The sequence below is a fragment of the Pseudocolwellia agarivorans genome (assembly GCF_002000085.1).
In the GTDB taxonomy this organism is placed as follows: Bacteria; Pseudomonadota; Gammaproteobacteria; order Enterobacterales; family Alteromonadaceae; genus Pseudocolwellia; species Pseudocolwellia agarivorans.
On the sequence record NZ_MUZU01000001.1, the window covers coordinates 240,721 to 253,870 of the forward strand.

The 13,150-nt window shown below is 34.9% G+C and carries 13 protein-coding genes and 1 pseudogene; 11 read left to right on the top strand and 3 right to left on the bottom strand.

From position 1 onward, the window contains the following. Positions 1-14: 14 nt before the first annotated feature. Positions 15-839 carry a 2,3,4,5-tetrahydropyridine-2,6-dicarboxylate N-succinyltransferase gene (gene dapD, locus B0X80_RS00995; protein WP_077337980.1) on the top strand — a complete coding sequence of 275 codons (825 nt, stop codon included), beginning with the start codon at positions 15-17 and terminating at the stop codon, positions 837-839. 250 nt (positions 840-1,089) lie between these two features. Then, a complete protein-coding gene (locus B0X80_RS01000; RefSeq protein WP_077337981.1) occupies positions 1,090-1,437 on the top strand; it encodes a hypothetical protein in 348 nt (115 codons plus the stop codon). A 56-nt stretch (positions 1,438-1,493) separates the two neighbouring features. On the opposite strand, the gene truC is transcribed toward B0X80_RS01000, so the two are convergent. Then, entirely contained in the window at positions 1,494-2,270 is a 777-nt protein-coding gene (gene truC, locus B0X80_RS01005; RefSeq protein WP_077337982.1) for a tRNA pseudouridine(65) synthase TruC, read from the bottom strand. A 198-nt stretch (positions 2,271-2,468) separates the two neighbouring features. On the opposite strand from truC, the gene B0X80_RS01010 reads away from it, so the two are divergent. The 9 genes and pseudogenes from B0X80_RS01010 (at position 2,469) to B0X80_RS01050 (ending at position 12,120) form a co-directional block, all read left to right on the top strand. Next, positions 2,469-3,506 carry a DUF3549 family protein gene (locus B0X80_RS01010; protein ID WP_077337983.1) on the top strand — a complete coding sequence of 346 codons (1,038 nt, stop codon included), beginning with the start codon at positions 2,469-2,471 and terminating at the stop codon, positions 3,504-3,506. Positions 3,507-3,511: 5 nt separating this feature from the next. Beyond that, entirely contained in the window at positions 3,512-3,814 is a 303-nt protein-coding gene (locus B0X80_RS01015) for a DUF3301 domain-containing protein (protein WP_077337984.1), read from the top strand. Positions 3,815-4,806: 992 nt separating this feature from the next. Further along, a complete protein-coding gene (locus B0X80_RS01020; protein WP_245825353.1) occupies positions 4,807-5,571 on the top strand; it encodes a metalloregulator ArsR/SmtB family transcription factor in 765 nt (254 codons plus the stop codon). A 48-nt stretch (positions 5,572-5,619) separates the two neighbouring features. Then, positions 5,620-6,636: an ACR3 family arsenite efflux transporter gene (gene arsB / locus B0X80_RS01025; RefSeq protein WP_077337986.1), complete on the top strand. Its 1,017-nt coding sequence runs from the start codon at positions 5,620-5,622 to the stop codon at positions 6,634-6,636. Positions 6,637-6,664: 28 nt separating this feature from the next. Then, positions 6,665-7,155: pseudogene (locus tag B0X80_RS01030) on the top strand (phosphatase domain-containing protein). A gap of 28 nt (positions 7,156-7,183) precedes the next feature. Further along, on the top strand, positions 7,184-8,194 hold the full coding sequence (locus B0X80_RS01035) for an ArsJ-associated glyceraldehyde-3-phosphate dehydrogenase (RefSeq protein WP_077337987.1): 1,011 nt from the start codon (positions 7,184-7,186) through the stop codon (positions 8,192-8,194). Between the two features lie 5 nt (positions 8,195-8,199). Continuing rightward, positions 8,200-9,411, top strand: a complete 1,212-nt coding sequence (gene arsJ, locus B0X80_RS01040) for an organoarsenical effux MFS transporter ArsJ (RefSeq protein WP_077337988.1) — start codon at positions 8,200-8,202, stop codon at positions 9,409-9,411. Positions 9,412-9,989: 578 nt separating this feature from the next. Beyond that, on the top strand, positions 9,990-11,657 hold the full coding sequence (gene recN, locus B0X80_RS01045; RefSeq protein WP_077337989.1) for a DNA repair protein RecN: 1,668 nt from the start codon (positions 9,990-9,992) through the stop codon (positions 11,655-11,657). Between the two features lie 115 nt (positions 11,658-11,772). Then, positions 11,773-12,120, top strand: a complete 348-nt coding sequence (locus tag B0X80_RS01050) for an outer membrane protein assembly factor BamE (protein ID WP_077337990.1) — start codon at positions 11,773-11,775, stop codon at positions 12,118-12,120. 101 nt (positions 12,121-12,221) lie between these two features. On the opposite strand, the gene B0X80_RS01055 is transcribed toward B0X80_RS01050, so the two are convergent. Beyond that, on the bottom strand, positions 12,222-12,581 hold the full coding sequence (locus B0X80_RS01055; RefSeq protein WP_245825354.1) for an RnfH family protein: 360 nt from the start codon (positions 12,579-12,581) through the stop codon (positions 12,222-12,224). Beyond that, positions 12,574-13,005 carry an SRPBCC family protein gene (locus tag B0X80_RS01060; protein WP_077337991.1) on the bottom strand — a complete coding sequence of 144 codons (432 nt, stop codon included), beginning with the start codon at positions 13,003-13,005 and terminating at the stop codon, positions 12,574-12,576. Before B0X80_RS01060 ends, B0X80_RS01055 begins: the two co-directional genes overlap by 8 nt. Between the last annotated feature and the right edge of the window lie 145 nt (positions 13,006-13,150).

Below are 13,150 nucleotides of genomic sequence, written 5' to 3' on the forward strand. Positions count from 1 at the left end.
CATTAGGAAATATAATGTCTGAATTACAAACTATCATTGAACAAGCATTTGAAAATCGTGCTGATATCACCCCTTCAACAGTAACACCAGAAGTAAAAAAAGCTGTATTAGATGCTTTAGATGCTTTAAATAACGGTTCGGCTCGTGTTGCTGAAAAAATTGACGGTGAGTGGGTTGTTCACCAATGGCTTAAAAAAGCAGTACTTTTATCTTTCCGTATTTGGGATAACGAAACGTTAGACGGCGCTGAAAGTAAATTCTACGACAAAGTACCAATGAAATACTCAGAATACGGCAATGCAGAATTTAAAGCCGATGGTGTTCGCGTAGTACCTGGCGCTTCAGTACGAACAGGCAGTTACATAGGTAAAAATGTTGTTGTAATGCCTTCATTTGTTAACATTGGGGCTTTTGTTGACGAAGGGACCATGGTTGATACGTGGGCAACCGTTGGTTCATGTGCACAAATAGGTAAAAATGTTCACCTTTCTGGTGGTGTAGGTATCGGTGGTGTTTTAGAGCCATTACAAGCGGGCCCTACCATTATTGAAGACGACTGTTTTATTGGTGCTCGTTCAGAAATAGTTGAAGGCGTCGTAGTAGAAAAAGGTTCTGTTATTTCAATGGGTGTTTATATTGGCCAATCAACTAAAATTTTAGACCGTGAAACAGGCGAAGTAACCTACGGTCGTGTTCCTGCAGGCTCTGTAGTTGTTTCAGGCAACATGCCATCTAAATGTGGAACTTACAGCTTATACTGTGCAGTAATAGTTAAAAAAGTTGATGCTAAAACTTTAGGCAAAACAGGTTTAAACGACTTATTACGTTCTATCGATTAATTGAACGGCATAACGTAAATCATCAAAAAAGCAGCGTTTATATCGCTGCTTTTCGTTTCTCATTTTACTTTTTATCATTAACTACCTTTCCTGTCATTTTTTTGACTTCAATTAATTAACAGCACATTAACAACATATTAAAACAAAAACCAGTCCAATAATACCTTAAAATTCATACCATTAAAAACATGGCACAGCACTTGATATACCTAATAAAAAGATTAAGTATATTTCAAATTAGGTTGTTGTTATGAAAATAAAAAGTGTCGTTACTACCATTATTTTAGGTTTACTCATTACTGCGTGTAATTCAACTCCTAAAAAAATGACATTCGTAAAAAAAGTAGCAGTATCTGATCATTACTTACTGATGTCATTAATCAATAGACCCATAACAACAGATCAACAAATGATGTTAGCTTTTGCCAAACAACGAGAAACTCATTACAGTGATATGTTTGTTAATGCAGTAAGTATTAAAGGACCTAAATTTATAGATAACTCAGAGCCTCAAAATATTTACAGCGCACTTATCGATAATGATAATAATGCGGTTTCAATACAAGGCCCTACCCCTCTAAAATCTAACGAGATATAAATAAGACTACTTTTAGACTCAACAGCTAGTAAACAAAACCTATTCTCAATTTTATATTAATCGCTTAATTCAGCTATATTAAGCGATAATCGCTCAAATACGTTCTGCCATTGTTGGTCAAAGTCAGCCTGTATTTCTATAGGCTTTTGCGTTATGGGGTGAGTAAAATTAAGCGTTTTCGCATGCAACATTAAACGTTTGAAGCCAAAATACTGATTGAAAAATGGATTCTGCTTATTATCTCCATAATTTATATCACCAATAATAGGATGACGTAAATGCGCTAAATGGCGCCTTATTTGATGCCTTCTTCCTGTTACTGGCTTTAATTTAACAACGGAGTATCTCACTGAATCGTATTTACCTACGGTTTCATTCAAAGTTGCTATATCTAACGATTCAAAATACGTTTGCGCTTCTTGTGCTTCCTTATTTGGATCTACATACTTATCACCAATTTTATCGAGCTTTTCTTTTAAAGGATAATCGACTAATCCTTCACCCAATAAATGTCCACGGGTTAACGCATAATAGGTTTTTTGTATCGTTTTATTAGTAAATGCTTGCCCCATTAAACGAGCCACCTCATCACTTAAACCAAAAAGTAAAACTCCCGAAGTAGGTCTATCTAATCGATGTAAAGGATAAACATATTGCCCTATTTGATCCCTAACCAACTGCAAAGCAAAATAAATTTCGTCTTTATCCATATAACTACGATGTACAAACAACCCTGAAGGCTTATCTACCGCAACTAAATATTCATCTTGATAAAGTATTTTTAATACAGGTTTTTCCGGGGTTTCATCTTGGTTTTCTAGTAATTCAGTCATTATTATCTATTACTACTCATAGGCTATTTAATAAAAAGTTAACCGCACACATAAAAAGGCTTGATCTGGGTTCATCATGAAGTTCAGCGACGACTTAATCATTAAATGAGTCTAAATATGAGTATCTAAAGTTTTTATCGTGGAGTTCACTTTCTATTATCTCTATAATGCGCTTATTATTCGATACATATTTTAACTATGACTACTATTTCTTCCATTTCAGAATTACTCACTTTATCTGGTTCTCAATTTAGGGTTTACGATGTAGGCAGAAAAATAGATAAAATAACCAAAGATGCCTTTAATAAAATAGAATTAAACCAGCTCCCCTATCCTTACCCTATACAGTCGCACGCATGTTTAGCGCTAGTTTTTTGGCAAAAAGAATCAATACAGCCTTTTTTATGGTTTATTAAATTACCTCTCGATGAAAGAGGCTTATTAAACCAAGGTGCTAGAAATCATTACATTGCTATCATTATTGAAGCTCTAGGTAATAATATTACTGATACACCATCAGAAAAGCAGGAAGAGCTACTCAAAAATAATCCCTATCACTTTACACCTGCGCAATATAAATTAGCGGCATTAAACAGTATTATTAATACTGAATTGAAAAGAAAAATGAGTGAACATTACCCTTTATTTACCCAATATATATCAGGTAATTTAGGTTGGGATAATTGGAAGAATATTGGCGTACAAGGGATTAACGACTTTGCCGCGCAAATTAACGAATCAAGTAATGCTAATAAACTTGCTCAATCAATCCCCTTTTTACCTGAGTCTGTTTTAAATCCATTATGCATTACACTCGAAAACCAAAAACTACCACTAGTGTTAATACAAAGCATTTTAAATCAGCTAAAACAACCTAACATTACCGAAAATTCACAACACAACTTATTAAGAAGTTTAGCCAGCTCGAGCAAACATCCCTTAGTTGTTGAATATTTAACTTCAAAACTCGAAAAAGACACAGCAATATCAACTGAAAACATCATTTTATATGCCGGTCGATTATGGGACATTTTAGAAGATACGAACACCTTATTAAAATTATTAGAAGCTCTCGCTAAAAAAGATGATTTAGCATTATTTTTAGAAATATTTAAAGATCTTGTTGCTATTCCCTCTATACGCCCCAAAATATTTGAAGTAATGAGAGCTCCACAAAGAAGTGAAGCTTTATCACTGGCTATTGGTCATATTTTTCAAACCACAAATAAAGGGTAACAATCTTGGAAAACATATATTACTTACTGATAGTATGCCTTATTTTTTGGTATTTTATTTATTTACGAAAAATATCAGAATACGCTCGCAGCCATATAAATACTTACTGCAATAGCGAAAACTTACAGTTTATTTCGCTTGCAAGAAAATCAAGTCGAATGAATTTTGATAAAAAACATGGCCCACACTGGGTAAGTATTTTTGAATTTGAGTTTAGTGGAGATGGTGAATCGTCATATCTAGGTGAAATGCAGCTTAGGGGCTACAAAGTTGATGGCGTTAATATGCCCCCTTACAAAATAAACTAATATCAGTTCCATTAAATAAATAGCCTTATTTCGTATTAAAGACAAACGCCTAAATATAATAAATTTATTCGCTGTTTTACCCCTCATGATTTTTAGACAAAAAAAATGCGATTCATCTGAATCGCATTCTAACTAGCTTTTTCATTGCGTCCTGCAATTAGTGGTCCGGCATCTTCCTTAATAACTATCCTTAGTAATCCTTAAACGAATCTTTCGTTGTCCTTCAAACCTTCCTTGGCAGTAACTACACCTTAGTTACTTACATGTTTAATATCTAGCATATTCCTAATGCTCACATCCGTGTTTTTCTAACTATCCATCTGCATCCTGCAATTTAGTGGTCCTGAATCATCCTTAATAACTATCCTTAGTAATCCTTAAACGAATCTTTCGTTGTCCTTCAAACCTTTCCATGGCAGTAACTACCCCTTAGTTACTTATATGTTTAATTTTTTGCGTCTTCCTGATGCTTATCAATTTTCCTAACTGACTGTCTCCTGACGTAGGTAATAATACGCTCATAAATATTTATGCGAAGCTACCTATAATAAAAACTTATTAAAAATAAACCTTCTTACAGTAAAAATAATAATAATAACCAATAATATCAAGGTGATAATAAAACCATAAGAAAACAACACTCAATAAAAAAGCTTTATATCCTACATCAATGTAAGACATGTCTTACACCGTTTAAATATAATCACTATGTATTTACTTATGTAGATGTAAATCTTTTAGACGCGCGAGAAAAAACTCAACCTATGAGAAAATTTAACAAAATATTTACTAATACTCCTTAAAATTAATCCCCCTAATATTTCAACGTTATTTTCTAGCCTCATGAATTAGTAAAATATAACAACCACCTTGTATATATTATTTTTCATATATATAATTATTCGTATATTTTATTTTTATTGATTACTATGAAAAAAACAAGTAAACAAAAAGTCCTTTTTCTATGCACTGCTAATTCTGCTAGGTCTCAAATGGCAGAAGCCTTATTAAGGCATAAAGCCGGTGATAAGTATGATGTTTATAGTGCCGGCACTCAGCCTAATACCGTTGATCCTCGTACCATTGATTCGCTAGAGAAGTTTGGTTTAGATGCGGGTAATTTAGTTGCTAAAAATATTAAGGTCTTTGAAGGCCAAGCTTTTGATTATGTTATTACTTTATGCGACAAAGCCAATAATGAATGTCGCAGCTATCCTAATGCAGTTAAGCAATTAGCATGGGATTTTCCTGATCCAAAAGAGCGCTCTGGCAGTACCCCTTTCTCTACTACATTAAATGAGCTTAATAACCGCTTATCTATGTTTCTTTTGGTTGAAGAAAAAAACATCAGTATTAGTAGTGGCGCTACAGAAAAGTTAGTTAACACACAAGATGATCAACTTAATGGTTTTGAACCCCTCTCTTTTTATAAAAGCCTAACCGATGAAATTAGGCTGAAAACATTAATGTTAACTCATTACCACGGTGAGCTTTGTGTTTGCGAACTAATGCAAGCGATGGATGAAGATAGCCAACCTAAAATGTCACGTAACCTTGCTGTTTTAAAGAAAGCTAAAGTGATAACCGATAGAAAACATGGTCAATGGGTGTTTTATCGTATTACCCCTGAACTTCCGCTATGGGCTAAGTCAGTTATTGCACAAACTACAGAAAATAATATTCCCATGATCAGCAACGAACTTCAGCGTTTAGCTAACATGCAGAACAGACCTGATCGAGCAAGTTTCTGTAAATAAAGTTTTTGTAAATAAATTTTCTCTAAAGAATGAATAAAGGATTTAATGATGGGAGCTTTTGAACGTTATTTATCGGTATGGGTTGGCTTAAGCATTGTGCTTGGGGTGGTTTTAGGTTTATGGCAACCCAATGCATTTCAAACAATTGCCGGTTTTGAAATTGCACATGTAAATATTGTCGTCGCTGTTTTTATTTGGGTGATGATTTATCCCATGATGGTTCAAATTGACTTTTCAGCGATAAAAAATGTGGGGAAAAACCCTAAAGGGCTTGTATTAACTATTGTTATAAACTGGTTGATTAAGCCTTTCACTATGGCCGGTTTAGGTTGGTTGTTCTTTAATTTCTTTTTTGCTGATTTAGTTGACCCTGCTTCTGCTCAAGAATATATCGCAGGAATGATTTTATTAGGGGTTGCCCCATGTACGGCTATGGTGTTTGTATGGTCACAGTTAACTAAAGGTGATCCGAACTATACCTTAGTTCAAGTATCAGTAAATGACGTGATCATGATTTTTGCTTTTGCACCTATCTCTGCATTATTGCTTGGCGTGAGCGATATTCAAGTTCCTTGGGAAACCTTACTAATCTCTGTCGTACTTTATGTTTTGCTGCCTTTAATTGCGGGCGTTTTGACTCGAAAAGTATTGAATAATGGCCACGGTGAAAAGTCATTACATCAGCTTTTATCAAGATTAAAACCTTGGTCAGTTATCGGTTTGTTAGCAACTGTCGTTCTGTTATTTGGCTTTCAGGCAAATACTATTATTTCTGAACCTGAAACAATTGGCTTAATTGCTATTCCATTAATGCTTCAAACATACAGTATTTTTATTATTGCCTATATAGCCGCAAAGTGGATGAAACTACCCCATAACATTGCGGCACCAGCATGTTTAATAGGTACATCTAATTTTTTTGAACTAGCTGTTGCAGTTGCTATATCACTTTTCGGCTTACATTCAGGAGCTGCACTTGCCACTGTAGTCGGTGTGCTTGTTGAAGTGCCTGTTATGCTTTCTTTAGTTTACTTTATTAATCGAACGCAACATTGGTTTAAGTAACCATATAAACTCATTTTTAGGAAATAATATGCCAACACATCCATTTGATATTTTCCCCCTTGAAAACGGTGCTCAACTTATATTTACCCCTTGCCCTGGTACCAGAGAAGTTAATTTATCTCAATCTATTTCAACACTTAAACGGCCGGCACAAGCATGCTTATTACCTTGATGTTTAATGAGGAAATGGAAAAGAACAATGCACTCACCTTACCAACAGAATGTAAAAAACAAGACATTGCATGGGTGCAACTTCCTATTTTAGATGATGCCGCTCCAAGCCAAGCCTTTGAATCTGAATGGGCAGCCACAAAGACAAGCATATTAGAAGTGATAAATAACAAAGGTACCATTGCGGTTCACTGCAAAGGTGGCTCTGGTAGAACAGGTTTAGTGATTGGACTGATTTTATTAACAATTGGATGGCCTAGTGAAAAGGTTATTGAAGAAGTTCAAAAAATACGACCTAAAGCTCTAAAAAATTCAGCTCAACTCGATTACTTTAATTCATATTTATAACTTTAAACAACATATTTAGGACACACTTATGACGATTAAAATTGGCATTAATGGCTTTGGCCGTATGGGGCGTTTATCAATGCGCGCAGCATTCGATTGGGATGATATTGAGATAGTTCACATTAATGATCCTGCTGGCAATGCTGAAACACTTGCACACTTAATGATGTTTGATTCAGTACATGGTCGTTGGCACCATGAAGTGACTCATGAAAATGATTCAATCGTTATTAATGGTAAAGCAATACCATGTACACATAACAAAGCGACTCAAGATACTGATTGGTCTGGTTGTGATGTAGTTATTGAAGCGTCAGGAAAAATTAAAACTAAAGCATTGTTACAGGCTTACTTAGACCAAGGTGTTAAGCGTGTGGTGGTTACCGCTCCTGTAAAAGAAGATGGTGTATTGAACATTGTTATGGGAGTTAATGAGAACCTTTACAATAAAGCTATTCATCCAATTGTTACTGCAGCTTCATGCACCACAAATTGTTTAGCACCAGTAGTTAAGGTTATTAATGAAAAAATAGGCATTAAACATGGTTCAATGACCACCATTCATAACATCACCAATACTCAAACGATCATTGATGCACCACATAAAGATTTGCGTAGAGCACGTTCTTGTGGCACCAGTTTAATACCAACAACAACAGGCTCGGCTACTGCAATTACACATATCTTCCCTGAACTTAAAGGGAAATTAAATGGCCATGCAATACGAGTTCCTTTAACTAATGCTTCAATTACTGACTGTGTTTTTGAGGTTGAACGTGACACAAGCGTTGAAGAAGTAAATAAATTACTTAAACAAGCAGCCCAAGGTGAATTAAAAAACATTATGGGATATGAGGAACGTCCACTTGTGTCGATTGATTATAAAACGGATCCACGTTCAAGCATCATTGATGCATTATCAACAATGGTCGTAAATGATACACAAGTAAAACTTTATGTTTGGTATGACAATGAATGGGGTTATGCCAATAGAACCGCAGAATTAGCGCGTATGGTTGGTTTGGCAGATAAAGGTTAATTCTTATGGGGCTTTTATCACTCAAAATGTTACCTCCAGCGATTAAACAATACTTGGTGATAACAGGCAATTATTGGGCGTTTACCTTAACAGATGGTGCGCTACGTATGCTGGTAGTGCTGTATTTTCATCAATTAGGATACAGCCCTTTAAATATTGCCATGCTGTTTTTGTTTTATGAAATATTTGGTGTTATTACCAACCTTGTTGGTGGTTGGTTAGGTGCAAAGCTTGGCTTAAATAAAACCATGAATATTGGTTTAGCCATGCAGATAGTCGCTCTTGGTATGTTAGCTGTGCCTGCTGAAATGTTAACGGTTATCTATGTGATGATCGCACAGGCGTTATCTGGTATTGCCAAAGATTTAAATAAAATGAGCGCTAAAAGCTCTATAAAATTACTCGTACCAGAAGGCGCTGAAGGCAAGCTCTATCAGTGGGTTGCTATACTTACGGGGTCTAAAAATGCACTAAAAGGAGTCGGATTCTTTTTAGGAGGATTGCTATTAACTTTACTGGAATTTAAAGGGGCAATCATCTTAATGGCTGCACTGTTAGCCATTGTATGGGTATTTAGTTTAATCACTTTAAAAGAAGATTTAGGGAAAGCGAAAAACAAACCTAAATTTAAAGATATTTTCTCAAAAAGTTCATCAATCAACCTACTTTCTGCGGCGCGAATGTTTTTATTTGGCGCAAGGGATGTTTGGTTTGTGGTGGCATTACCTGTGTTTTTAGCTGTAACCTTTAATTGGGATCATTGGTGGGTTGGTGGATTTATGGCGAGCTGGGTTATTGGCTATGGCATAGTACAATCCTTTGCGCCTTATTTTACCGGTAAAAATCAGGGAAAAGTACCAACAGGTAAATCTGCATTTTTGTGGGCAAGCTACCTAACCGTAATACCTGCGGCGATAGCCTTAGCGTTACACTTTAATTTTCACATTCAAGCTTCAATCATTATAGGATTGTTAATATTTGGTGCTGTTTTTGCCATTAACTCTTCTTTGCATAGTTACTTAATTGTAAGTTATGCAGGTAATGATGGTGTGTCCCTTGACGTTGGTTTCTACTATATGGCTAATGCTATGGGGAGATTAATTGGTACTGTGCTTTCAGGTTGGGTATATCAAAATTACGGGCTAGAAGCCTGCTTATGGATATCAAGTTTATTTGTGGCGATAGCATCTTTATTATCATTAAAGTTGAAGCAGTGAACCTCTTATAAAGTTAATTTATTAAAGCTCATAGTCAACGTTAAAATTTGAACATTAATGTCAGCTATGAGCTTAAACCAGCTCCACAAGTGGCAGAAAATCTCGGATAATATTGCCCTAAATATGCTCATAGTTTCACAAAAGCTAACCTCAGCTAATGTCTAATAAGCAACCATTCACTACATAGCTTAGGAGTTTTTAAATTTTCTTATTGTTGTAACGTTTTTTATAGTTTTTCACGACTTTTGACATAAATATTTCAATTGATTTAGCTCAATCTAGCTACAACCAAGAAAATCCTGAACAAGAACTCTCATGATTAATGAAGATCCATATAAAACCTGCTGATAAACAATTAATGATAAGAATGAACAAAATTGAACCACTATAATGTTAATAGCAAAACAGCGATAAAAAATGATACATTAATGATTTAAATTAATACCTTAAACATAGCATGCGTTAATACATAAATAACCAATAGCTAAAAAATCAAACTATTTTTCATTCAATACTTGCATAAAAAACAGTTACTGTATAAATTAACAGTTAATCATTTTTAACTATTGATTCGTACTATGTTACTACACTTAAATATACAAAATTTCGCCATTGTAAAATCGTTAGATATTGACTGGCAAAATGGAATGACAACCATTACAGGTGAAACAGGAGCTGGTAAGTCTATTGCTATTGATGCTCTTGGTTTATGTTTAGGAGAAAGAGCTACAACCAACGTAGTAAGGCCTGAAACCCCAAAAGCAGAACTAGCCGCCACGTTTGATATTTCAAAAAATAAACTTGCGCTTAAATGGTTAACTCAGCACGATTTAATCAACGAAGAAGACGAATGTATACTGCGCAGAGTGGTATCAGCAGAAGGTCGTTCTAAAGCCTATATTAATGGTAGTCAGGTTCCTCTTACTCAATTAAAAGAAATTGGCCGCTTACTTATTAATATACATGGCCAACAAGATCACCAATTAATTATGAAAAGTACCGAACAACGCAAAATGTTAGACGGCTACGCAAATCACAGCCATTTACTCAACGACGTTCAATACTATTTTCATCACTACAAAAAGCTCAGTAACGAATTGGAGGTATTAAATGAAACTAAGTTACAAAGAGATGCCAAGCAACTTTTATTACAATATCAAGTAACAGAGCTCGATGAGTTTTCACTGCAAGACGGCGAGTTTGAAGCACTTGAAATTGAATACAAACGCCATAGTAACGCACAAGATATTTTGAACGATACCCTATACTCAATACAAACCCTATCTGAAGACGATAATTTTAATATTGTTGATTCACTCAGAAAAACAAGCGATAGCTTAAATAACTTATCTAAATTAGATAACAAACTTTCCAACATCGCGAATACGATTAACGAAGCCCTTGTTCAAATTGAAGATGCCAATAGTGAATTAAAACACTACTACGATAACTTAGAACTTGATCCACAAACTTACGCAATGATTGAAGAAAGATATTCTCAAACGATCCTACTCGCTAAAAAGCATCACATAGCGCCTGAAAATCTTGCAAAATTTCATGCTGAGCTATCTCTAGAATTAAAAAACATAAGTTCAGATGAAAATAGATTAATAGAAATAGCTCACGAGATAGAAAAAACTAAAATAAACTATTTTGAAGCATCTAATGCGCTCACAAAATCACGAATAAAATCAGCCCAAAAATTAAGTAAATTAATAACAGCTAACATTCAAGAACTTAATATGCCTCATGGTCAATTCAAGGCAAATATTCAACCTTCTGAAAATGAAAAACTATCTATTACCGGTAGCGACGACGTATCTTTCTTAGTTAGCATCAACCCTGGGCAACCTCTTGAAGCTATGGACAAAGTAGCCTCAGGCGGAGAACTTTCAAGGATCAGCTTAGCCATGCAAGTTATTTTAGCCGAAAAAATTGTAACTCCTACACTCATTTTTGATGAAGTAGACGTTGGTATAAGTGGTCCAACAGCATCTATGGTAGGTTCAAAATTACAAACACTGGCTAAAAACACTCAAGTTATTTGTGTAACTCATTTACCTCAAGTAGCAAGTAAAGGCCATCAACAGCTATTTGTTGCAAAGTTAACCGATGGAGCTAGAACAGAAACAACCGTAACTGAACTTTCTGAAAATGGTCGAGTCCAAGAAATTGCGCGTTTACTTGCTGGTAATAAAATAACAGATACCAGCTTAGCAAATGCCCAAGAACTACTTGCCAGTTAAGGTTAAAAAACAAGCTGAGTAAGTATAAAAGTTAGATAAAATCAAAATAGCTTTGTATATGAAGCTTAGCTTAGTTATTATCTGCACTTACCCCTAAATAGGAAGAATTTAATACATGTTGTTTCGCGTTTTAACCCTTATTTTATGTTTATCAATTAGTGCTTGTTCGAGTTGGGTGTATAGATTAGATATGCCACAAGGTAATTATCTAGTACAAAAAGACATCGACAAACTTCAATTAAATATGACGAAAGAACAAGTTAAATTCGTTTTAGGCAGCCCTGTAATTGTTGACTCGTTTCACGACGACACATGGCACTATGTTTACCGTTTAAAATCAGGTAAAGGTGAAAAATATAACGCCCAAAAGCAATTTACCGTAGTGTTTGAAAATGGCCTCCTAGTTTCAGCTTCAGGCGACTTCGAACTACCTGAGTCATATAACACCCCAATAGAAAACTAAGTATCTAACGCCATCCCAATTATTCTAATAAAATAGGGGGTAAGGCAATAAAAAAGGCTGAATATCAGCCTTTTTTAATACAAAATTTTTACGCATCAATATTACAATGGCTTAACTCTACCGCCTGTAATTTTATTCGCTCGACCTTCTTCTTTAGCTTTTTCAGCTCGGCGCTTTCTTACCTCTTTAGGGTCTGCAATTAAAGGCCTGTAAATTTCAATTCTATCTAAATCAACCAGCGTATCAGTTAATTTAGCTGCCCTATTCCATATACCAACATTATTAACTGCTAAATCAATTTCCGGATAAATAGCCATAATACCTGAAGCTTTAATCGCTTCTTCAATAGTTGTTTCTGCATCTACAATGGTTTCAACAATCTTTTGACTTGTAGGTGTACCGTACACAACTTCAATAGTAATTTTATTATCCAACGTACTATTAGCTTCCATTTTACCCATAAACCTCTTTTGCTCTAGTTGTAAAAGACTTAACCATATTATTAGCTAACTGATTAAAAACCTTACCAAAAGCCAAATCAAAAATCTTACTTGAAAACTCATATTCTAAAGCAAGCTCTATTTTACACGCCTCATCAGATAACGGTGTTAATACCCAACCACCCGTTAGCTTTTTAAATGGGCCATCAACTAAATTCATCACAATTTTAGAATTATTCAATAATGTATTCTTAGTAGTAAACCACTTCTTAATTCCACCTTTTGAAACAAGCAACGACGCAGTCATTGAGGTTTCATCCTGAGAAATAATTTTACTGTCACTACAATCAGGTAAAAATTGAGGATACAAAACAACATCATTAATGAGCTTGTACATCTCTTCAACACTGTGCATGACTAACGCACTACGACTTATAGTTGGCATTTATCCTCCAATTCACAAGCCTAGCATCATATCAAAACTCAACAAAAAACGCATTAATATGAAAAATGATAAATAAGCCGTTTAAATACTATAGATTCCCCGTATAATGGCGCCGCTTGCTATCTATTTTGGCAAAAAGAATGGA